Annotated in this window: 21 protein-coding genes; 10 read left to right on the top strand and 11 right to left on the bottom strand. The window is 55.4% G+C overall.

The features are described from left to right. Window positions 1-10: 10 nt before the first annotated feature. The 4 genes from O3C79_RS12075 to O3C79_RS12090 are packed head-to-tail and all read left to right on the top strand — an operon-like array spanning window position 11 to window position 3690. Window positions 11-1186 carry an ABC transporter substrate-binding protein gene (locus O3C79_RS12075; protein ID WP_494383298.1) on the top strand — a complete coding sequence of 392 codons (1176 nt, stop codon included), beginning with the start codon at window positions 11-13 and terminating at the stop codon, window positions 1184-1186. Further along, on the top strand, window positions 1186-2157 hold the full coding sequence (locus O3C79_RS12080; protein WP_494383299.1) for a YVTN family beta-propeller repeat protein: 972 nt from the start codon (window positions 1186-1188) through the stop codon (window positions 2155-2157). Before O3C79_RS12075 ends, O3C79_RS12080 begins: the two co-directional genes overlap by 1 nt. A gap of 4 nt (window positions 2158-2161) precedes the next feature. Beyond that, window positions 2162-2902 carry an ABC transporter ATP-binding protein gene (locus O3C79_RS12085; RefSeq protein ID WP_494383300.1) on the top strand — a complete coding sequence of 247 codons (741 nt, stop codon included), beginning with the start codon at window positions 2162-2164 and terminating at the stop codon, window positions 2900-2902. Continuing rightward, entirely contained in the window at window positions 2893-3690 is a 798-nt protein-coding gene (locus O3C79_RS12090) for an ABC transporter permease (RefSeq protein WP_494383301.1), read from the top strand. The genes O3C79_RS12085 and O3C79_RS12090 overlap by 10 nt, the downstream gene beginning before the upstream one ends. A gap of 32 nt (window positions 3691-3722) precedes the next feature. On the opposite strand, the gene O3C79_RS12095 is transcribed toward O3C79_RS12090, so the two are convergent. Together O3C79_RS12095 and ercA are read right to left on the bottom strand one after the other, a co-directional pair. Continuing rightward, complete coding sequence (locus tag O3C79_RS12095) at window positions 3723-5450, bottom strand: PAS domain-containing hybrid sensor histidine kinase/response regulator (RefSeq protein WP_494383302.1); 1728 nt, start codon at window positions 5448-5450, stop codon at window positions 3723-3725. Continuing rightward, window positions 5434-6597, bottom strand: coding sequence for an alcohol dehydrogenase-like regulatory protein ErcA (ercA, locus tag O3C79_RS12100; protein ID WP_494383303.1), 1164 nt, complete (start codon window positions 6595-6597; stop codon window positions 5434-5436). The genes O3C79_RS12095 and ercA overlap by 17 nt, the downstream gene beginning before the upstream one ends. A 225-nt stretch (window positions 6598-6822) precedes the next feature. Here ercA and O3C79_RS12105 point away from each other — a divergent pair, with 225 nt between their 5' ends. Together O3C79_RS12105 and O3C79_RS12110 are read left to right on the top strand one after the other, a co-directional pair. Next, window positions 6823-8130, top strand: coding sequence for an NAD(P)/FAD-dependent oxidoreductase (locus O3C79_RS12105; protein ID WP_494383304.1), 1308 nt, complete (start codon window positions 6823-6825; stop codon window positions 8128-8130). Window positions 8131-8482: 352 nt separating this feature from the next. Continuing rightward, entirely contained in the window at window positions 8483-10036 is a 1554-nt protein-coding gene (locus tag O3C79_RS12110) for a methyl-accepting chemotaxis protein (protein ID WP_494383305.1), read from the top strand. Between the two features lie 12 nt (window positions 10037-10048). On the opposite strand, the gene O3C79_RS12115 is transcribed toward O3C79_RS12110, so the two are convergent. Beyond that, on the bottom strand, window positions 10049-10666 hold the full coding sequence (locus O3C79_RS12115) for a LysE family translocator (RefSeq protein WP_010323095.1): 618 nt from the start codon (window positions 10664-10666) through the stop codon (window positions 10049-10051). 163 nt (window positions 10667-10829) lie between these two features. On the opposite strand from O3C79_RS12115, the gene O3C79_RS12120 reads away from it, so the two are divergent. Continuing rightward, window positions 10830-12251, top strand: a complete 1422-nt coding sequence (locus O3C79_RS12120; RefSeq protein ID WP_494383306.1) for an aminotransferase-like domain-containing protein — start codon at window positions 10830-10832, stop codon at window positions 12249-12251. 60 nt (window positions 12252-12311) lie between these two features. Further along, the gene (locus tag O3C79_RS12125) at window positions 12312-12491 is read left to right on the top strand and encodes a PLDc N-terminal domain-containing protein (RefSeq protein ID WP_010323093.1); all 180 of its coding nucleotides are present in this window, start codon (window positions 12312-12314) and stop codon (window positions 12489-12491) included. A 7-nt stretch (window positions 12492-12498) separates the two neighbouring features. Here O3C79_RS12125 and hypE read toward each other — a convergent pair whose 3' ends face one another. The 8 genes from hypE to O3C79_RS12165 all read right to left on the bottom strand — a co-directional run bounded on the left by hypE (window position 12499) and on the right by O3C79_RS12165 (window position 20618). Then, window positions 12499-13527 (bottom strand): hydrogenase expression/formation protein HypE, encoded by a 1029-nt coding sequence (hypE, locus tag O3C79_RS12130; RefSeq protein WP_494383307.1) that lies wholly within the window; start codon window positions 13525-13527, stop codon window positions 12499-12501. Further along, window positions 13517-14647: a hydrogenase formation protein HypD gene (gene hypD / locus O3C79_RS12135; RefSeq protein ID WP_494383308.1), complete on the bottom strand. Its 1131-nt coding sequence runs from the start codon at window positions 14645-14647 to the stop codon at window positions 13517-13519. Before hypD ends, hypE begins: the two co-directional genes overlap by 11 nt. Then, window positions 14631-14906 (bottom strand): HypC/HybG/HupF family hydrogenase formation chaperone, encoded by a 276-nt coding sequence (locus O3C79_RS12140; RefSeq protein WP_494383309.1) that lies wholly within the window; start codon window positions 14904-14906, stop codon window positions 14631-14633. Before O3C79_RS12140 ends, hypD begins: the two co-directional genes overlap by 17 nt. 3 nt (window positions 14907-14909) lie before the next feature. After that, window positions 14910-15614, bottom strand: a complete 705-nt coding sequence (gene hypB / locus O3C79_RS12145) for a hydrogenase nickel incorporation protein HypB (RefSeq protein WP_494383310.1) — start codon at window positions 15612-15614, stop codon at window positions 14910-14912. 62 nt (window positions 15615-15676) lie between these two features. Then, window positions 15677-16018, bottom strand: a complete 342-nt coding sequence (gene hypA, locus O3C79_RS12150) for a hydrogenase maturation nickel metallochaperone HypA (RefSeq protein ID WP_010323088.1) — start codon at window positions 16016-16018, stop codon at window positions 15677-15679. Next, the gene (gene hypF / locus O3C79_RS12155) at window positions 16011-18410 is read right to left on the bottom strand and encodes a carbamoyltransferase HypF (protein ID WP_494383311.1); all 2400 of its coding nucleotides are present in this window, start codon (window positions 18408-18410) and stop codon (window positions 16011-16013) included. The genes hypA and hypF overlap by 8 nt, the downstream gene beginning before the upstream one ends. Window positions 18411-18484: 74 nt before the next feature. Then, entirely contained in the window at window positions 18485-20008 is a 1524-nt protein-coding gene (locus O3C79_RS12160; protein ID WP_494383312.1) for a GGDEF domain-containing protein, read from the bottom strand. 292 nt (window positions 20009-20300) lie between these two features. After that, complete coding sequence (locus O3C79_RS12165; protein ID WP_494383313.1) at window positions 20301-20618, bottom strand: antibiotic biosynthesis monooxygenase family protein; 318 nt, start codon at window positions 20616-20618, stop codon at window positions 20301-20303. Window positions 20619-20908: 290 nt separating this feature from the next. On the opposite strand from O3C79_RS12165, the gene O3C79_RS12170 reads away from it, so the two are divergent. Together O3C79_RS12170 and O3C79_RS12175 are read left to right on the top strand one after the other, a co-directional pair. Further along, window positions 20909-21724 carry a gamma-glutamylcyclotransferase family protein gene (locus O3C79_RS12170; protein ID WP_494383314.1) on the top strand — a complete coding sequence of 272 codons (816 nt, stop codon included), beginning with the start codon at window positions 20909-20911 and terminating at the stop codon, window positions 21722-21724. Between the two features lie 9 nt (window positions 21725-21733). Then, window positions 21734-22465 (top strand): MBL fold metallo-hydrolase, encoded by a 732-nt coding sequence (locus O3C79_RS12175; RefSeq protein ID WP_494383315.1) that lies wholly within the window; start codon window positions 21734-21736, stop codon window positions 22463-22465. Window positions 22466-22491 lie beyond the last annotated feature (26 nt).

The following is a 22491-nucleotide window of genomic DNA, read 5'->3' on the forward strand; positions in this document are numbered from 1 at the left end:
GCGAGTTTTAATGATGAAGACCCTGCCCCGCCTGCTGGCTGCCGCAGTTACGTCCCTGCCTCTGATCGCCCACTCCGCTGCGCTGGAGATCAACATTGGCTATGTAGGATTTGAGCCTGACCACGGACCGGTTCTTTCCAATATTCTTCCAGAACCTGCAGATGCCGGCCTGAAAGGTGCCGAGCTGGGAATCAACGATAACAACACTACCGGGCGCTTTCTTAAACAACACTACACCCTGCACAGCGTCAGCACCGACCAGCCCACAGAAGTGGTGAGTGCGGCTATCCGTCTTTACGACCAGGGCGTGCGTTTATTCGTGCTGAATCTGACCACGGAGCAGCTGACCGCTGTCGAGCGAGAGTTGCCTGACGATGTACTGCTGATCAACTCCGGCAGCCAGGACAATCGCCTGCGCACCCAGGCCTGTGTCCCGGGCATGCTGCACACCATACCTTCCCGCGCCATGCTCACCGATGCCCTGGCACAGTGGTTGGCCAGCAAACGCTGGAACCGTTGGTTGATCATTGAAGGCAACCAGAACGGCGACCTGCTGTATGCCGCTTCACTGGAACGCAGCGCCAAACGCATGGGCGCCAAGGTCATTGAACGCAAACAGTGGGACTTCGATACCGACCTGCGCCGCACCGCCCAGAAGGAGCTTCCCCCGTTCACTCAAACCGATGAGTACGACGTCGTTGTCGTCGCCGACGAGCGTGGCGACTTTGGTGAATATGTCCCCTACAACACCTGGTACCCACGCCCGGTTGTGGGCACTCAGGGAATGAGCCCGGTTGCCTGGCACCGTGTGGTAGAAGCCTGGGGCGCTGCCCAGCTGCAAAGCCGATTTGAAAAGCTTGCTGACCGCTGGATGAATAGCCGCGACTACGCCAGCTGGGCCGGTGTGCGTACGTTGGGTGAGGCTGTCACTCAAACCCGCAGTAGCGACCCGGCCGAACTGCAGCGCTTCATTCTGTCAGATAAATTCCAGCTGGGTGGCTTCAAGGGCCGCAAGCTGGACTACCGCGGCTGGAGTGGTCAGCTGCGCCAACCGATTCCGCTGGTCCATCCCCGCGCGCTGGTGTCCCAGTCGCCTCAGGAAGGCTACCTGCACCCGAAAACCGACCTCGATACGCTGGGATTTGATGCCAGCGAAAGCCAGTGTTCCGTTAAAGGAGATGCCTGATGTTCAAGCCCCCTTTCATTAAATCTCTGCTACTGAGTGCCCTGTTGGCTGCTCCTGCAGCCCAGGCTGCTACGGCCTACGTATCCAACGAGAAGGACAACACCCTGTCCGTTATCGATCTGGATACCCTTGAAGTGACCAAAACCATCGACGTGGGCGAACGCCCACGCGGCATCGCATTGTCCAAGGACAAGACCAAACTCTACATCTGCGCCAGTGACTCCGACACTGTTCAGGTGATGGACCTGGCCACTCACAAGATCCTGAACAACCTGCCTTCCGGCGAAGATCCCGAGCAGTTTTCACTGCACCCGGATAACCGCCGCCTCTACATTTCCAATGAAGATGATGCGCTGGTAACTGTCGTGGATACCGAAAGCCACGAAGTTCTGGCACAGATTGAAGTGGGTGTGGAACCGGAAGGGATGGCCGTAAGCCCGGATGGCAAATGGGCGGTTAACACCAGTGAAACCACCAGCATGCTGCACTGGATTGATACTGAAACGCACGAACTGGTCGACAATACACTGGTTGACCAGCGCCCGCGTCATGTTGAATTCACCAAAGCAGGCGACATTCTCTGGGCATCGTCCGAGATCGGCGGCACTGTTTCCGTGATCACCGTGGCAGACCGTCAGATCATCAAGAAACTGAACTTCAAAATCCGCGGTGTGCACCCGGATAAAATACAGCCTGTCGGTGTTAAACTCTCCGCCGATGGCAAGTACGCCTTTGTCGCACTGGGTCCATCCAACCATGTCGCCGTGGTCGACGCCAAAACCTATGAAGTACTGGATTACCTGCTCGTAGGCCGTCGTGTCTGGCACATGGAATTCACGCCGGATCAGAAATATCTGCTGACCACCAACGGCGTGAGCGGCGATGTTTCCGTGATTGACGTTGCCGATATGAAAGTTATCAAATCCATCAAAGTCGGCCGCTACCCCTGGGGTGTGGTGACACTGGACTGATTGAATGAGCCTCAGCGTACACCAACTCAGTTTTCGCTACGGTCCGCGCCAGGTGCTGGACAATATCAACTTCAATTTGCAGGAAGGGCAATTGAATGCCCTGCTGGGACCCAATGGTGCAGGCAAGAGTACACTCTACGCCCTGCTAACCCAGCTCTATAGTCTGCAGGATGGCGAAATACGGCTGGATGGCCAGACGGTGGGGCAACATTCACGCTTACTGAAGCAAAAGCTTGGCGTCGTGTTCCAGCAAAGCACGCTGGACCCGGACCTGAGCGTGCTTCAGAACCTGGAATACCATGGCGCCCTGCACGGTCTGTCTTCACGTCAGGTACGCCAGCAGGCCGATGAGCTGCTGGCTGAAATGGGGTTGGCGGATCGCCTCAGGGACAGTATCCGCAGCCTCAATGGCGGTCACCGCCGCCGTGTGGAGATTGCACGTGCCCTGCTCCATCGGCCATCCATTCTGCTGCTGGATGAAGCTACTGTCGGCCTGGATACAGCGGCGCGCCAGGCCATCAACCGTCATGTACGTCAGCTCTGCCAGGCACAGTCGTTGACGGTGCTCTGGGCCACGCACCTGATCGAGGAAATTCAGCCACAGGACCCGGTGCTGGTACTGCATCAGGGCCGCCTACTGGCAGATGACAGTGCCGAGTTCATCTGCAAGCAACACAATGCTACCGATCTGTCTGATGCGTTTGAGCAACTCACCGGCCTTAAGGATTCACCTGCATGCATCTGAACGCCTATTTCATCGCTTTCAAGGGCATTCTGAAGCGTGAATTTTTGCGCTTTATTCACCAGCGCACCCGCTTTCTCAGCGCATTGGTCCGCCCATTACTGTGGCTGGTAGTGTTTGCCGCCGGTTTTCGTGCCGCACTGGGGGTTTCAATCATCCCGCCGTACGAAACCTATATCACCTACGAAACCTACATCCTGCCGGGCCTTTGCTGCATGATTCTGCTGTTTAACGGCATGCAGAGCTCATTATCGATGGTGTATGACCGCGAGATGGGCAGCATGAAGGTACTGCTGATGAGTCCGTTGCCCCGCGCCTGGCTGCTGTTTTGCAAGCTGATCGCCATCGCACTGCTGTCGCTGGCACAGGTGTATGCCTTTATCGGCCTGGGCTGGCTGGTCGATGTGGAGCCACCCCTCATTGGTCTGGTTACCGTGTTACCTGCCCTGCTCCTGACCGCGCTGATGCTGGGGGCAATCGGTTTGTTTCTGTCCTCCAGGATCAGACAGCTGGAGAACTTCGCCGGGGTAATGAACTTTGTCATCTTTCCCATGTTCTTCATGTCTTCAGCACTCTACCCCTTGTGGAAGATGCGCGAGTCCAGTGAATGGCTGTATTGGGTCTGCAGCTTTAACCCCTTTACCCATGCGGTTGAGCTGGTGCGCTTTGCGCTATACGCCGAATTCAATGCCATCGCTTGCCTGGTGACAGCAGGAACCGCACTGGTGTTTACCGTTCTGGCGTTGATGGGATTTAAAACGGAGCAGGTCGCCAAAAGCAAGGCACGCTAGGGCAACAGATAATGCAAACATTATGGCCGACGTCAGTCGGCCAGCAGGTGTGTCATCAGCGCACGCAATTTGCCGGGCTTGACCGGCTTGTTCAGCACCAGCACCCCGGCATCCCGAAATGCCTGGCGTGTCTCCGAGCTGCGATCAGCCGTCAGCATCACCATCGGGACAGAGTGCAGGCCGGAATCATTCAATAACTGACGTAATTCCAGACCCGTTTGCGCGGCCTCAAGGTGGTAATCCGCCAACACCAGGTCAGGCGCCGCAGCCTCAGCCGACACCACCGCCTCTTCCAACGTTGCCGCCAACTCTGTCGTTACTCCCCAGCCAGATAGCAGGGCTTCCATACTGGCCAGAATTTCCGGGTCGTTATCCAACACGAGGACACGCCTGTCGGTCAAGGCATCCGCATCCAGCGTGGGTGGCTGGACCAAAGGTGCCAGGCTACTTGGCGACTGCGTTGCCAAAGGCACTCGCACCTGGAAACAGGAGCCGGACCCTACGACCGATCTCAGGCTTAGCGGGTGCTCAAGCATGCGCGCCATGCGCTCGACAATGGCCAGCCCCAGTCCGACACCACCCTTGCGGGACTGGTGGTGACTCAAGCGACAGAACTCCTGAAAAATCGCTTCCTGCTTGTCTTCCGGGATACCGCCACCGGTATCCCAGACCTGCAGCAACAGGTGATTTGCCTGACGCCTCAGCCCCAGCAATACACCGCCGCTGTCCGTATAGCGAAAAGCGTTACTGAGGAAGTTACGCAGAATACGCGTCAGCAAACGTGGGTCACTGGTAATCCAGAGATCACGACTGTGTACCCGGAAACTCAGCCCGACGGCTTCTGCTACAGGTTCAAACTCACCCTGCAAGGATTCCAGCAAACGGCCGATAGGGAAACTCTGAAACTCCGGTTTGACCGCGTTCTGGTCCAGCTTGGAAATATCCAGCAGGTCTGTCAGCAACTGTTCGGCGCCATCAAGCGCCAGGTGCACTCGGTCCACCAGTCGCGCTTCGTCCGCCGGCAACTCACGCTCCTGCAGAGCCGCAATCAGCAGCCGCGCCGCGTTCATCGGCTGCAACAAGTCATGACTTGCAGCCGCCAGGTATTTATCCTTACTACGGTTGGCGGATTCCGCATCCTCACGGGCCTGCAAGGCGGCCTGTTCTGCCTGCTCACGGATCTGAACTTCTTTCCACAGCCGGTCGTTGAGCTGCACCAACTCTCGGGTACGCTCTTCAACACGCTGCTCAAGCTCTTCATTGAGCGAGCGCATGCGTTGCTGTACCCGTTTTCGCTCGGTGATATCCGCCACGAAGGCGACGATATCGGTCTGATCATCCTTCTGGCGCAGCAGAATGTTCATGGAGACTTCTACCGGCATGCCATTGGATTTGCGCAGACGGGTCTCGTACAGAAAAAGCTGACCATCGTTTATCAGCCGCGCCGTCATCAGGCGAAACTCCTGCTCGCTGAACAGAAGATCGGCAGCGAAATTGAGCCCGCCAGTCATTGAAGCAGCGCCCGGGTATTCACAGATGCGGGCCAATGCCCGGTTAACCTTGTTGATACGGCCGGTCAGGTCCATCTGAAAAATGCCGTGCAGCGCATTTTCAAACAGCCATTTATAACGGTTGCGCTCATCCTCAAGCTCTTCAACTTTGCTGAGCAGCTCGGGGTAATAGCTCTTGCGTGCCGACTGGCCACCCAGGCCAATCAAGTCTTCAAACGTTGCTTCAGCCGTGTCAGAGGGCTTCTTCATATACCGCCTCAACGTCACGCAAGTTTGACTTGCGCGGGTTGGTCAGAATGCATGGGTCTTTGATCGCGTTTTGACTCAGATACGGGATATCCGTGAGGTGTACCCCCTGGTCCGCCAGGCTCTGATACAGGCCGACTTCGTGTTTCAAAGAGATCACGTGCTGCATCAGGCGGCGTTTGATCTGGGACTGGCTCAGGCCACGTGGGTCGATCCCCATGGTTTCAGCAACTACGCGAAAACGGTCGGTGGCAGAGATGTAATTATAGTCAATTACATGCTCCAGCAGCATGGCGTTACACAAGCCATGTGGCAGGTCCAGATAACCGCCCAGGCTGTGGGACATCGCATGCACTGCCCCCAGAATGGCATTGGAAAATGCCAAGCCGGCTTTCATGGAACCCAGCATCACCTGTTCACGCAGATGGTTGTCTTCCGGTTGCTCAACCAGCAGCGCCAGATGGGTGTTAATCAGGCGAATGGCGTCCAGCGCATGCATATCCGTAAGCGGGCCACTGCCGGTGGACACAAAGGCTTCAATCGCATGTACCAGAGCATCAACGCCGGTGCAGGCGGTCAGGAAAGCATCCATGGTACGCGTCGTATCCGGATCAATCAGAGCGACATCCGGCACCACCGACTTGCTGACGATGGAGAACTTGAGCTTTTCCTGCTGATTGGAAATGATAGCGAACTGGGATACATCGGCAGACGTACCTGCCGTCGTGGGAATAAAAATCAGAGGCGGAATCGGGCTTTCAATTCGGTCGATACCTTCAAACTCGATAATGCTGCGCCCATGGGTGCTGACAATGCCGATTCCCTTGGCACAATCCATCGGGCTGCCACCGCCCACAGCAACAATGACGTTACAGCCCTGCTCGCGGTAGATTTCAGCCCCCAGTGCCACCTGTTCAACACGAGGGTTGGGCGAAACCTGGGTAAAACGAACACAGGGTAGGTCCTGCTCTGCCAGTAGCCCTTCTATTTCATCGACCCAGCCAGCCGCTTCGACACCGGGATCGGAAACCAACAGCACCTTGCGTGCACCGAAGGTTTTGGCGTAATTGCCAACGGTCTTGCGCGCGCCGCTTCCGAAGATGATTTCCGGAGAAACAAACTTGCGCAGACGAGAGATGTCCGAACTCATAATCCTGCCTCACGCGGGAGAGGAACCCCGCAACGTCGTTCTTGTTATCGTTCTGTCATTATACCTGTGAGGTGTGTCGGAGCCAGCCTACAAAAGTGCACAAAACGTCACAAAAGACGACAAGCTTTGTCCTCGATAAAACTTTAGTATTAGGTACTATTGTCCTCATTAAATCTCGCCAAGGCAGCAATGCGCTGTTACAGGTAACGGAGGACAATCCCCAATATGGATACCAAATCTCCCCTCTATCAACATGTGGTTATTGTCGGCGGTGGCGCCGGCGGACTTGAGCTGGCCACCCGGCTGGCACGCAAGTATCGCCGCAAGGGCCTCAAGGTCACACTGGTCGATTCCGAAACCACGCATATCTGGAAACCCCTGTTGCATGAAGTGGCAACGGGATCACTGGATGCCGGCATTGACGAACTGAGCTACAGCGCTCAGGCACGGAGCGCCGGGTTCAAATTCCAGGTTGGCCGCATGGAATCAATCGATCGCGAGCAGCGTTGTATTCACCTGGCGCCGGTAAAAGGCCAGGACGGCAAGACACTGCTGCCGCTGCGCTCGCTCTACTACGATTACCTGGTCATGGCCGTGGGGAGTGTCACCAATGACTTTGGTGTTGACGGCGTTGCCGAGCATTGCACCTTCCTGGATTGCCGCAGCGAAGCGGAGCAGTTTCGCCGCACTCTGCTGGAATCCTATCTCAAGGCCAGCAACAGCCCTGACCAGCGCCTGCGTATCGCCATCGTGGGCGCCGGAGCTACAGGTGTCGAGCTTTCCGCCGAACTCTTTAATGCGGCACGTGAACTAGCCGCCTACGGTCTGTCCAAACTGGATCGGGACCGTATGGAAGTGATCCTGATTGAAGCCGGACCCAGCATTCTGCCAGCCCTGCCTGAGCGTATTTCAACAGCAGCGCGGCAGGAGCTGAGCAAGCTGGGCGTGCAGGTGCGCGAAGATACACGTATTACCAGTGTTTCCCCCGAGGGCCTGCTGACAGACAAGGGCGAGATGATCGAAGCCGAGCTCAAGGTTTGGGCTGCCGGTATCCGTGCACCAAACTTCCTCACTCAACTGGACGGGCTGGAGTGCAACCGCATTAACCAGTTGGTTGTTACACCTGACCTGCGCACGACACAGGATGATCGTATCTTCGCTCTTGGTGACTGCGCTGCCTGTCCGAAACCGGACGGCACTGGCAATGTACCGCCCCGTGCCCAGGCAGCACATCAGATGGCGACCCATATTTTCAAGCAGTTCCGCAAGATTGTGCGTGGCGACCCCCTGCCCGCTTATGAATACAAGGATTATGGCTCCCTGGTCTCCCTCAGCCGCTTCAGCACCGTCGGTAGCCTGATGGGCAACCTGACCAGCGGCAGCCTGATGGTAGAAGGACGGCTGGCACGTGTTGTTTATGTATCGCTCTATCGACTCCATCAGCTGGCAGTGCACGGCTATATCAAAACCTTCCTGATCACGCTGGTGGATCGCATCAACAAGGTGATCCGACCACGACTTAAATTACACTGAATCATCAAGCCTGCGGTCACACCGGATTTGCAGCACTGAGCTTTGCCGGCCCATTGGGCCGGTTTTTTTTGCCCGCTTTAAGGCTAATTTTTAAGCCTTTACCCCCTAAATTCGCGGTGCAATAACAAACGTTTGTTTCATGCGCATTACATTGACTATCAGTGAAAACCCCATAGAATGCGCCCCTTTTCGCGTTGGCCTTATAAATCATGCACATCTCGTTTTTTGACTACACTGAAACAGCTGTTTGCCCGTTTTACATAAAAGGCAACAGCAAGCCAGTCTCCTGGCTGCGGTATTGCCAAGCAACGGAACCTGACCAGGCTATAACCGAGTTTGAGGCAAACGACGCATGAGAAAGAATCTGCCAGTTACCAACACGGAACGCCGTTTTGAACCTCATGAAAAGTTGATTTCGACAACGGATACCAAAGGCAAAATTACCCACTGCAACGATGTCTTCGTCAATATCAGTGGTTATACCCGAGATGAGTTAATAGGCCAGCCACACAATCTGGTACGCCACCCGGATATGCCCGAAGCCGCGTTCAAAGTATTGTGGGAACATCTGAAGGCTGGAAAGCCCTGGATGGGACTGGTCAAGAATCGCTGCAAGAACGGTGATTTTTACTGGGTTAACGCCTATGTCACCCCCATTACCGAAAATGGCCAGACCATCGGCTATGAGTCGGTGCGCAGCTGTCCGTCTCGTGAGGATGTAGCACGTGCCGAGCGTGTTTATACCCACCTGAATCAGTCCGGCAAACTTCCCAAGCGCTTCCAGTTGTCCTGGCAATGGCTTTGCCTGGGTGGCGGCACGCTGGGCGCAGCAGCCTTGAGCCTTGGCGGATGGCCTCTGGCCGGTTTGGGACTTCTGGCACTAACCGCTGGTGCTACCCAGCTGGCACAGCAACATCAGCAGCAACGCAAGTTGAAAGACCTGGTGGCGCTGATGCCTTCAGCCTTCCGGCATCCGGTTGCAACGGCAACCTACACCGATTCATTAGGGCCTGTTGCAGAAGCAGAAGTTGCCATTAAAAGTGAAGCGGCACATCTGGATACTGTCCTGACGCGCATTGATGACGCCTCCTCGATCTTGAGCACCCAGGCCAGTTCAAGCCTGGAAATGTCCGAGCAGGCATTTGATGCCATGAATCGCCAGCAGCACGAAACGAATCAGGTGGCGGCGGCCATGCACGAAATGAGCGCCACCATCAACGAGGTTTCAGGGCACGTCCAGGAAACCGCGCAGCAGGCAGAAAACTCCAGCCAGACAGCCCTGCGTGGCAGAGAACTGGCCGCCACCACCAGCGACTCAATCGCTCGTCTGGGTAAAACAGTGAGCGGTATTTCTAAAGCCGTGATGTCGCTGGCAGAGCAGACCGAACAGATTGCACAGGCAGCGGAGATGATTGAGCAGATTGCCGATCAGACGAATCTGCTGGCCCTGAACGCTGCCATTGAAGCAGCCCGTGCCGGTGAGCACGGTCGTGGTTTTGCTGTGGTAGCTGATGAAGTACGTAGCCTGGCCCAGCGGACTCGGGAATCTACTCAGGAGATTCACGGCATTGTGGACGAACTGAAGAAACGGGCCAGTTATTCAGTAAACGTCGCCAAGGAGGGTGAAACCGAAGCAGCGGACGGATTAACCCAGGTTGAAGAGGCCGGCACCCTGCTCAATGATATTGCCGGCATGATGGATAACATCGCCAATATGTCCATGCAGATGGCAACCGCCATCGAAGAACAGGCCCAGGTATCCGAGGACATCAACAAACAGGTCGTTAATATTTCCGACCTGTCAGATATCAGCCTTAACCGGGCACGGGATTCGGCCGACACCACGCGTGAGCTGCGCAAGGTGTCGACCGATATGCACGAACTGGTAACCGGCTTCAAGCATTAAGCCAAAGCCTCATCACATCAGGATCATGGCCACGCAGGCAGCTGTCAGCGTGCCCATGCCCAGATTGAAAAAGCGCCAATGAGCAGCTGTTTTCAACAAACGGCCGATCATGACACCAAAGCCGGCCCAAAGTGAGATGGATGGGAAGCCAATCACCGCCATCACCACAATAAACAGCAGTGCCGAAGCCAGGAAGGCATCTCCCACCAGCGTAAAGGAAGCCAGACCTGAAATGGACATAACCCAGGCCTTGGGGTTGGCAAACTGGAAGGCAGCGGCCTGCAACAAACTCATGGGCCGGGCATCCTCATCGCCCTTGGTATCAGGCGGCGGTGCACTGGCAATCTTCCAGGCCAGCCACAACAGGTACACACTCCCCGCCAGTTTCAGCAATGTTTGAAACTCTGGCCACTGGGTAAACAGCGTTCCAAGACCCAGGGCGACCGCCACATTCAATAACGCACACCCCAACACAATACCCACAATATGTGGAACCGTTCGTCGAAAACCGAAGTTGGCTCCCGAGGCAGTCAGCATCATGTTGTTAGGCCCGGGTGTTGCTGTCATGGTGAAGACAAACACCGCTACAGGGCCTAGCAATGGCAAGAGATCAGGCAAGGCATTATTCATGGCGGCAGTCCTGGATTGTAGGGGTTCTTTAATGTATTGAATCGCACAATGATCAAATTGAATTGATACAATTGACTCTAAACCCCAGCAAGCAATGTCACAATGTTTACTTTGTGACACATACAATCTATTGTCAGGGTGACAATTCTGCCGGAGACAGACCATGGATCTGCATGATCGCGCACGCCAACGCTGCCAGTGGCTACCTGAACTGCCTGCTTCAGCCTCACCTTTATACAAGGCACTGGTTGAGCGCCTGGCCAGCGACATTGCCTCCGGCACATTAAAACCCGGAGATCGCCTGCCACCACAACGCCTGTTGGCCGATGCCCTGCAGGTTACTGTCGGCACGGTTACACGCGCGTATCGTGAAGCCGAACGCCGTGGCCTGGTAGAAGCCCGTGTCGGCAGCGGCACCCGCGTTAAAGGCGGGCAGGAGCAGACGCCCCACTTCCATCACTTGAGCCGTGCAGGCCAGGACAGCATCGATCTTTCACTCAGTGTGCTGATTCCCAACCCGCTTAGAGAACAGCAGCTGGCCGCAACACTTGAGCAGCTATCGCGCATGCCTGATGCCATCCAAACGGTGATGAACTATCAACCCGAGCAGGGCTGCCCGCAACAGCGCGCCCAGCTCAGTGATTGGCTGGCTCGGCAAGCACTGGAGATCGGTGCAGATGAAATGATCATCACCGAAGGCGGGCAGCATGCAGATTTCCTTGCCTTGCAAGCCTTGATCAAGCCAGGTGAAGCCGTTGCCTCAGCCGCCCTCACCTACCCCGGCATGATTGCAGCTGCACGCCAGCTGGGCCTTAAACACCTCGCTGTGCCCTCGGATGCAGAAGGCATTCGTCCTGATGCCCTTGAGCGCCTGTGCCAGCAGCAACGTATCCGCCTGCTCTATGTGATGCCGGAATACAGTAATCCCGGCGGTGAGCAAATGACCCAGCAACGCCGTGAAGCCATCGTTGAAATTGCTCGCCGGCACGACATGCTGCTATTGGAAGATGGTGTCCAGTTTGTGCCCAAGGAACTGCGCGGTACGCCCCTGTTTGAGATGGCTCCCGAGCGCTCCCTGTACATTTTCAGTGTCTCCAAACTGTTGGCGGGTGGTTTGAGGTTTGGTGCTTTGCGTGCGCCAGCCAATCTGATGCCTCAGTTAAGAGCTGCCTTGCGCGCGCAATGCTGGGCACCGCCCGGTTTGATGGGGGCGGTGGCATGCCGCTGGCTGGCCAGTGGAGAGGCAGACGCCATCCTGAACTGGCAGTGGCAGGGCCTGCAGGAACGCCAGACCCTGCTGCATGACATTTTGGCCGGTTACACCGTGCAGTCACACCCCTGTGGTTTCCACGCCTGGCTGACCCTGCCCGAACCCTGGCGGGCTGCCGATTTTGTCCGCCACGCGGAAACCCGCGGCATTATCCTGATCGCCTCGGACCCTTTCTGCGTGGGCAGCCAACCCGCCCCCCAGGCCGTCCGCATCTGTCTGACGCCGCCGGCTGACATCGACCGGTTAAGGGAAGGCCTGCTGCGATTACGGGAAATGCTGGATGAAGCCCCGCCCATGCTGGCACCGCTGATTTGACCAGGCCCCGTCTCGGCGTGTTATATAGAGTTACCCCCATTGTGAAGGAGTATCAGCAACATGAGTGTGGAAATTTCCGGTCTGTTTGGTCTGATTCTGCTGGTTCTGGATGTAATGGCCATCATCAAAACCATTCAAAGTAACGCCAGCACCAGCACCAAGGTCATTTGGGTCGTTGCGATCCTGCTGCTGCCCTTGCTGGGTCTGATTCTCTGGTTCCTGTTCGGCCCCAAAGGCTGACGGTCATTTAGCAAATTCTCGGCAGCTGCTCACCGGTCAGAGGCTCAAGCAAACGCCTGCCGCCGAAGCCGCTTTGCAGCTGCACCTTTCCTGGCAACTCTTCCACCACCTGTCCAATCATCTGCGCATCACACCCGAACGGATGTGCCCGCATACTGCTTAAAACCTCATCTGCAGCTGACGCCGGCACAGCAGCTACTAACATACCCTCATTGGCGAGATACCAGGGCTCCAACCCCAGAATTTCACAAAAACCTCTTACTTGCGGCCTGACCGGCAGCGAAGCTTCCTGCAGCACTATTCCTGTTTGCGACATCTGGGCAAACTCATTCAACACCGTTGCCACACCTCCTCGCGTCGCATCACGGATGGCATGAATACCCGGGCTGGCCTTTAGCATCTTCTGAACCAATCCATGCAGCGGGCGACTGTCACTGCACACATCCATCTCCAGCGCCAGATCGCCGCGTGCCGCCAGTACGGCTGCGCCATGATCGCCCAGGTAACCGCTCGCAATGAGCACATCACCCGGCTCGCATCGACGGGCTGCCAACTCAACGCCCTGGGGTATAACACCAACGCCTGCGGTATTGATAAACACCCGGTCGGCCTTGCCTCTGGGCACCACCTTGGTATCCCCGGTCACAATCGACACATTCGCTTCGCGGGCAGCACTGGCCATGGATGCAACAATTCTTTCCAACAGAGCCCGCTCAAGCCCTTCTTCCAGAATCAAGGCACAACTGAGGTAACGCGGAATAGCGCCACCAACAGCCAAATCATTGATGGTGCCATTAACAGCCAGACAGCCAATATCTCCACCGGGGAACTCTATCGGGTCGACCACATAGCTGTCCGTGGTAAAGGCCAGGCGATCACCCTGGCGAATGAAGTCAGCCAGCCCTAAACGCGCCTGATCTTCTCGCTGGTACAGGTGTTCATTATCAAACGCCTGCAGAAACAGGGATTCCACCAGCTGACTGGATGCCAGACCACCTTCCCCCTGTGCCAGCGAGATACGTTCTTTATCCGACATCCCTGTGCTCCCCGGAACGATACAAATACCTGGCGGCGCAAGCACCTTCGGAGGACACCATCAATGCGCCAACCGGTTGTGACGGGGTACAGACTCCGCCAAACAACGGACAGGCCTGAGGCTGAAGTGCGCCCTTAAGAACCTGGTCACAGCAGCCCTGCTCAACGGTGTCTGAAGGCTTGGAAGCATCACACAGGAAATGCTGCTCGGCATCGAAGTGACTGTATTCAGGCCTGAACTGAAGGCCTGAGCCGGCAACCTCTCCCAGCCCTTGCCAGTAATCATTGGCACGGGGCTCGAACAGCGTCGATATTGCCTGCTGCGCCTGTGCATTGCCCTGCTTTCGCACTACTCGGGCATACTGGTTCTCAATAACTGAAGTCCCGCTGGCCAACTGTTCCAGCACCATTTGCAGGGATTGCAGAAGGTCCAAAGGCTCAAACCCCGATACCACCAGTGGTTTGCCATAAGCTTGAGCGACAAACTCGTAGGGCTCGGTGCCAATGACCATGCTGACATGACCTGGCCCGATAAAGCCGTCGATCTCAAGCTCAGGGTCGTCCAGCAGTGCTTTCAAAGTGGGAATGATGCTGATGTGCCGCGCCAGCATGGTGAAATTTTCGACGTTTTCCCGCTCAGCCTGCAACAAGGTAAGTGCGGTTGCCGGAATCGTTGTCTCGAAGCCAATGGCAAAAAACACAACTGAATGATCTGGATGCTGTTTGGCCAATGCCAGTGCATCCATGGGGGAATATACCGTGCGCACATCAGCGCCGGCTGCGCGGGCCTGCAACAGGCTCATGCGGGTACCCGGCACGCGCAGGGCATCGCCAAAACTGGCCAGAATAACCTTTGGCTGCAGCGCAATCTCAATGACTGTATCAATTGCATCCCTTGGCAGCACACATACAGGACAGCCCGGCCCATGAATCAGCTCCAGCCGGCTCGGCAAAAGCCGGTCCAGGCCGTACTTGAAGATAGTGTGCGTATGACCACCACAGACTTCCATCACCCGCACCGACTCGCGATTTGCCAGGGGCGCTGTATTCAGGAGTACCTTGATCCGCTGCAGCAGGTGTTCAGCCAGCTCAGGATCTCGAAATTCATCCACGAATTTCATGGCTGTCCATCTCCTGCTCCAGCGCTTTCATCTCGTTCAGTAACTGCAAGGTCCGTTGTGCTTCATCAGCATCAATGACACTCATGGCAAACCCGACATGGACCAGTGTCCACTGCCCTATCAGACTTTCGGGTTCGGTCGTTTCATCCAGCAGACAGGCCAGGCTAACCGAGCGCCTCACACCACTGATCTCTACCCAGGCAGTGCCCAAGTCAGCGTTATCAATGGCGATTATTTTCCCCGGCACACCCAAACACATGGCTTACTCCTGATCAAACTGACGCTGGAGTGTCTCCAGCTCTTTCTGTAGCTGACTGATACGGTCAGCCACCAGTGCCTGATACGCCTCTTCCAGCCAATCAAGCCAGCCTTGCAAACCGGCCCCGGTTTGCGCTGAAAGCTCCAGCACTTCGATGTCGGGATTAATCAAACGGGCATTGGCGATACATTGCGCCACGTCGAAATCAACATGGGGCAAGAGATCGATCTTATTGATTACCATCATCTTCGCCGCCGCAAACATGTCTGGATATTTCAGTGGTTTGTCATCACCTTCGGTGACCGACAGGATCACCACCTTGGCCGCTTCCCCCAAATCGAAATTGGCCGGGCACACCAGATTACCGACGTTTTCGATATAGAGAATGCCATTTCGCAGCATACCCAGGTCATCGAGTGCATGACTCACCATATGCGCATCGAGATGGCAGGCAGAACCAGTATTAATCTGCACCGCGTGAGCCCCCGTCTCGCGGATACGGTCAGCGTCACGCGTGGTTTGCTGATCACCTTCAATAACACCCACTTCAATACATCCGAGCTGGGCCATGAGCGTTTCTTCCAGCAAGCGCGTCTTGCCTGCACCGGGGCTGGACACCAGATTCAGTACCAGCAGGCTGGAATGTGCAAAGTGCGCCCGGTTGGCCTCGGCATGCCGGTTGTTCAAGCTGAACAGATCCAGTTCCATTTTCAAATGGCGCCGTTCTTGTGTTTGCTCAGATACTTCATTACACCCACAGACTCCGCACATTACTCCACCTCCAGCTCCTTGATGGTCAGATTATCACCGCTGATCAAATCCACTGCGGCATGGCCACAGTGAGGACAGGGGTCGAGCCGACTGCTTGGGTTGGATATCTGACCACAGTCACGACAGCGCGCGGTAGCCTGTGACGGCACCATGTGTAAAGTAGCGCCTTCCGCAAGCGTACCCGGGCTGCAGGCGCTGAAGGCAAACTCCAGTGCCTCGGGCACTACCCCAGCCATGGGTCCAACATCGAGCCAGATAGCACAAACACGGCTGAAACCTTGCTGCTCCGCCTGTTGTTGCAGCAATTTGATCAAAGATCGACACAGTGATAGTTCATGCATTCGGCTCTCCTTCACCTTGCTGCTGCCCTTGCACTCGCGCCAGCGCTACAGCAGCCTGTCCCACACTCAATCCCGCATCGTTACAAGGCACTCGCTGATGACACAAGGGAGTGTACCCCAGCTGCGCAATACCCTGCTCCAATCGTTCACTCAAGAACCGGTTCTGCATAACACCACCGGTTAGAACAACATGCTGAAAGGGGTGCATTTGTCCCAACCGATACACCATGTCGAGCAAGCAACGAATCACCCCCAAATGAAAAGCGACAGCTATCTCGCATCTTGGGCGTGATGCCCGCAAATCATCGACCAACTGGTACCAGAGCGGTGCTGCCTCCAGTTGCAGCAGACCTTGCGCATTCTGCTGACATTGCAACGTATAAGGCTCTACATCCTGACAGTCAGACGACTGAGCCAACTGCTCCAGTTTGATCGCAGCCTGGCCTTCGTAGCTGATACCTTCAGCATAGCAGCCCAGTGCAGCCGCCATGGCATCAAACAGACGCCCCATGGAGCTGGTTATGGGTGTATTCACCCCTTTGTCGATCATTGCCGTGATGGTGTCCAGCGGTTTGTCTCCAAGGCAGCTCCAGACTGTGCGGGCAGCTGACCAGTCCATGCCGGCTTGATGTAACTGACTCGCCAGTATCCGCCAGGGCTGAAGAATGGCCTGTTTCCCACCCGGCAGAGGGAAAGGCTTAACCTGCCCTACCCGGCGGAAGTTCGCATAATCACCCAGCAGGCATTCACCACCCCAGAGACTGCCATCTTCCCCATAGCCGGTACCATCGAGACACAACGCCAGCACAGATGGTCCATTAAGCGGGTAAGCATTATCCACCAGGCAGCTGGCCATATGCGCGTGATGGTGTTGCACAAATACTATGGGAGTAGAGTTTTCTGACCGGGCCTGGCGTGTACTGATGTAATTGGGGTGAGCATCACAGGCCAGCGACGCAATATCGGCCGGGCATTCTTGATGCAGCTCTATCCAGGCCTGCCGGTGCGCCTGGTAAGCATCAGGCACTGCCAGATCCCCAATAAAGGGAGTCATGTGCAGGCCCTGTTTACTACTGAGGCACAGGGTGTTTTTCAAATCCCCACCCAGTGCCAGCACCGGCACTTCTGGGTTAAAACCGGTCGGAAGAGGCAGATACAAGGGCGCAATGCCCCGACCGGGTCGTAATACCTGCAAAACCTTCCCGGCAACCACCCTGACCACTGCATCATCAATCCGGCGTTCAATAGGCCGGTCATGCAGCAACAACCAATCCGCCAGAGGTGCCAAGGCCTTACGGGCATCTTCATTGTTAATCACCTGCAACTGGCCACTGGGGTTACCGCTTGTCATCACCAGCGGGCCACCAAAGGCCTGCATCAGCAGATGGTGGATGGGTGTGTAGGGAAGCATGACGCCCAGTTCATGGCTGTCCGGCGCGATGGACTCTGCCAGAGGCTGTTGCAGAGTGTGTGCTGCATCAACGTAAAATGGAGAGCGCTTTAGGCACAGTAGAATGGGCGCTTGCGGCGAATTCAGATAGTCGGCCTCGGTACTCGACAGTTCTACATAGGCCTTTGCTGCCTCAGTATCCGCAAGCATCAGCGCCAGCGCCTTGGCAGGCCTGCCCTTTCGCTGTCGCAGACATTTCACCGCTGTCTCATTACGTGCATCACAGCAAAGATGGAACCCGCCCAGTCCCTTCAACGCGACAATATCCCCCTGTCGCAGTCGTTGCGCCAGGAAGGTAAAGGTATCTTCCGGAGTTATAGACTCTGCCTGGGAGGTCTCCAGCCACAAGCGCGGGCCACATTCGGAGCAGACATTGGTTTGTGCATGAAAACGGCGATGCTCCGGTTTGTGATACTCGTCATCACAGGCGGAACACATGGGGAAACCGGCCAGAGTGGTGTTGGCTCTGTCATACGGCAGCTTGCGAATGACCGTATAGCGAGGCCCACAGTGGGTGCAATTAATAAACGGATAGCGATAGCGGCGATTGTCAGGATCAAACAACTCCTGCAGACAAGCATCACAAGTCCCGATATCAGCAGGCATTTGCGTGTGCTGAAAGCCGCTTGAGGAAGGCTGGATAGAAAACGCTTGCCGGGATATCTGATCACAGGTTTGTGCGTCGTTCACAAGTGCGAAATCAAGTCGATGAATTTCTGCCTGTGGCGGCAGCAATGCCAAAACCTGCTGAGTAAATACCTGACATTGCTGCTCATCAGTCCAAAGCAGGACTTCAACACCGCCAGCTGTATTTTTGACCTGTCCGGCCAACCCGCATGAACGAGCAACGCGCCAGACAACAGGGCGAAAGCCTACGCCTTGCACACACCCCTGATAGCAAAGTCGAAACAGTTGAACAGAAGAGTCGACATCCTTGGTCATACAACATCCAGCCAGGCATTCAGCCTTACTCTAGCGCCGAAGGCCCCGGCAAGCCAACCGATGATGCCAGGCTGTCAGGAAATTGAGCGCTTAGCCTGGCTCACCCCCGTGGTTCTGACAACTCTATCTCTGCCCTCACGCTTGGCCTGATAAAGTGCCTTATCCGCCGCATACCAGATCCCTTCCAGTGTCCCCTTGGCCGGCACCAGGCCGATGCTGGCGGTGATCCCGAACAGCCCCCCGTCGGGGCTCACCAGCTCCAGTTGGCGTACCGACTCCAGTATCTGGTTGGCAATCTGAGTTGCCGACTCTATGTGGGCGCCAACCAGTAACATGACAAACTCTTCACCGCCGACGCGGGCAACCAAGTCTTCTTTGCGACGATGGCGTGTAAGCACCTCAGCGAAGGCCTGCAGTGCAACGTCGCCGGTCTGGTGGCCAAAGCGGTCATTCACGCTCTTGAAGTGATCGATATCCAGCATCAGGAAAGAACAGTTCATGCCATCCCGGTTTGCCAGGCTCAACATACCGGGAATTAACTGTTGCAGACCATTACGGTTATGCACGTGTGTGAGCTGATCAATAATCGCAATTTCTGAAAGTTTGCGATTGGTTTGCGCAAGCTGACGGGACAGCCTGCGAAACTTAAAAATCACGTAACCGGCTATCAACAGCAGAACCGCACTCACCCCACCGACCTTGATCGCCAGCCAATAGCCATTCGGCTGCCGGTCCTCAAACAGGAACCCGTCCAGATTCGTGTCAGCGCTGGTCATGCCCAGATCTCTGTAGCTGTCAGCAATAAATTGCCAGCGAGCCGGGTTCATGTGACCCAGTTGCACCAGGTCCGGCAGAATCAACTTTCTGAGCGTCCGGGCTTCAAAGCGCAGATGATCCAGGGTTTTGTTGGGCGCATACTTTTCATGAATCAGCTGCACCGTTTCGTCCAGGTGGGTCAGCGCATATTCCCATCCCTTGAGTGACGCATCACGCACCCGCGCGACCAACTCGGGATTACTGGTTGCCAAAGACTCCCGTGTCACCAAAACATCACTGTAAAAGTTAACGCCGTAGTCACGTGGATTGATCAGGTTGTATTCAATGCCCTGTTGGGTCAGCAGGTAGGGCTCGTTGGAAATGTAGCCATCATAGGCATCTGCCTGACCACGGACCAGATCCTGTACATCAAAGGAGGTTGGCAGGAAATCCACATGAATATTGTCGAACTGTTTTTTCTTAAGCACCGTCAGCAATTCGGCACTTTCTGGCGGTGGCATCAGCATCACGCTACGGCCTGCCAAATCCTCAATGGTTGTGATGTTGGCAGACTTGAGGGTAATCCAGACAAGAGGAGACGTTTGCATAATGGCTGCTACGGCCTTAACCGGCTTTCCCTGCATGCGGTCAATCACCACCCCTGAGCTGGTGATGGCAAAATCAGAGCGCCCGGAAAACATCTCTTCGATAGGGCTGAGTGCATCAGGCCCGCCTTCCAGCAGCGTCACATCCAGTCCAGCATCACGGTAGTAGCCCTTTTCCAGGGCAATATAGTATCCGGCAAACTGAAACTGATGCAGCCAGCGCAGCTGAATGGTCACACTGTCCTCAGCCTGGCAGAAGCCAGTAAAAAACAGAGCAATAAGCGTGATCAAGGCATTCTTGAAATTTGAGTATCCGATTTTGAAATCCGCCTTCAATACGTACCACTCGCCATCAAGGTAACTTCGCTGTCTCTGCCTATTTGAGAGTGCTTAGCTTACAGCGGTGTAGTCGGCACTTGGGCAAAGACCTTATTGAGCTTATGCCATTAGATCCAACCCTGCCACGTCTCGGAAAAAGCAAATCGCACAACATACGTCTTTTCATTGTCAGAATTGTGACACCGGCTAATCAGAGACCGTATTCACGCTCAACTTTTGCTACGCGTACACGGAAATCGCTGTACCAACGCTCACGCCCCAACTCTTGGGCTTGCAGGTGCTCGGCACAGCTTTTCCAGTTTCTGATGGATTCAAGGCTTTCCCAGTATGAAACCGTAATGCCCAACTCGTCCCGCACGGATTCAATACCCAGAAATCCCGGCTGCTGTTGCGCCAACTCCACCATACGATCAGCCATGGCAGCGTATCCCTGATCGCCTTCTGTACGGTGATTACTGAATATCACCGCATAGTAAGGCGGCTCGGGGGTATTGGCGATCATCGACATATTACTCTCTCCTTGTTGTTGGCTAAGAATCTTATTGTCTCAAAGGACCCAAGGCTGAGTTGCCCGCGATTTAAACCGCCCTTCAACGTTTAACACGCAAGAAATAGCCTGGCAGCAGTCCGGGATTGCAATTGTAATCCTGTTTATAGAAATGTATCGGATAGCAGGTTAGTCTTCCTGTTAACTTTTAAAACAGACACTTGAAATTTCACTTGTGATTCACATTTGGCAATCGAGGCGAAATACCGTGTCAATGGACGTCATGCATCGACAGGTACGATCTGCACCCAATGTTTAATTACTTCGGTTTTGGTTCCAACATGAGCATGCTGTCACTGAGAGCCAAGGGCGTTGAACCCCTTGCATCGTGTAAAGCCGTGCTGCATGGCTGGCGACTGCGTTTCAATGTTCAGCATTTTTTCAGACATGAAGGCGGGGTCGGCAACATCGAACATACGGGCAACCCGAATGACCGTGTGCAGGGTGTGTTGCATGCCTGCCCGGATGAAGCTCTGGCGCTTCTGGATGCCGCCGAAGCCTATGGGCACGGTTATGATCGAATTGATATCGAAGTCGAGACATTCACCAACGGCCATGACGTCGGCAGCGAGACAGCAACGGCAATCGCTTACATCGGCATGCCCGGTTTCATCAATGACAACTGTTTGCCCAGCCGTCGATACCTGAATATTTTACTGGATGGAGCCCGTCAGGCAGGTATGGAGCCAGGCTACATTGACGCTCTGACCCGCCAGCCCGTCCACCAGCCCGAACCCTATCCAGCCTTCATACCGCCCAGTGGTGACTACCCCTGCTTTGACAAGACAAGTCTGGCACGGGAACCGCTTTACACAGCACTGTACGGGGCCGTTTTTGACATGTCCGTGGCACGCCCCATGCATGAATACCTGAAAAGCTTTTTTGGCGGCAAGGATATGACGCTGTTTCATCTTCAGCGACTGGACAGCAGTAATGTAACCGAAACCATGGATGATATCCGGAAGGGACACCTCAATCAGGCTCAGCGGGATTATCTCAATGCCTACCTCAATGAGTATGCACGCGAGTACCGCTACGTGGGCCGATACAGTTATGACAATGAATAAGGATCCCTTATGACTCAGTCTCCAGTGTCTTCCTTCCCGCCAGCCCTGGCACATGGCGAAATCGAAGAAGTATTCAAGGATGTATTTTTCGTGAGTGGCGCCATGGAAACACGCTTGATGGATCTGGACTGGCAGTTCAGCCGCAACATGACCCTCGTTCGTGACGGCGAGCGCCTTATTCTGATTAACAGCGTGCGCTTGAGCGATGAGGGGCTGTCCACCCTGGAGCAGCTGGGCAAAGTAACGGATGTTATCCGCCTGGGTGCGCTGCATGATCGCGACGATGCTTTCTACCTGAACCGCTACCAGGCACAATATTGGGTCATGCCCGGCCTCGAAGGTGCAGAAGAAGGCACAGCGGCCAAAGCACTTACCCCTGAAACTGACTTGCCCATTTCAGACTCGGCCCTGTTCCAGTTCAGCACTACACAGATTCCCGAAGGTATTCTGTTCCTAAGCCGAGAGGGTGGCATTGCCATCGCCTGCGATGCACTGCAAAACTGGCTCAGCCCCGATGAACACTTCTGTGAAGCCTCACGTGAGCGTATGGAAGGCATGGGCTTTTTCACCCCTGCCAATGTCGGGCCGGTATGGCAGCAGGCCGCACAGCCGGCCGCCGATGACTTCCAGCGCCTGAAAACCTTCAGCTTCAAGCACGCCCTTTGCGGTCACGGAGAACCACTGCGTGACCGGGCACAAACAGCCTTTGCTGATACCTTTGCACGGTTGTTCAATTGCTGAATCGATCTCCCCGTCAAAGACACCTG

The organism is Marinobacterium sp. NO-S09, from assembly GCF_059179545.1.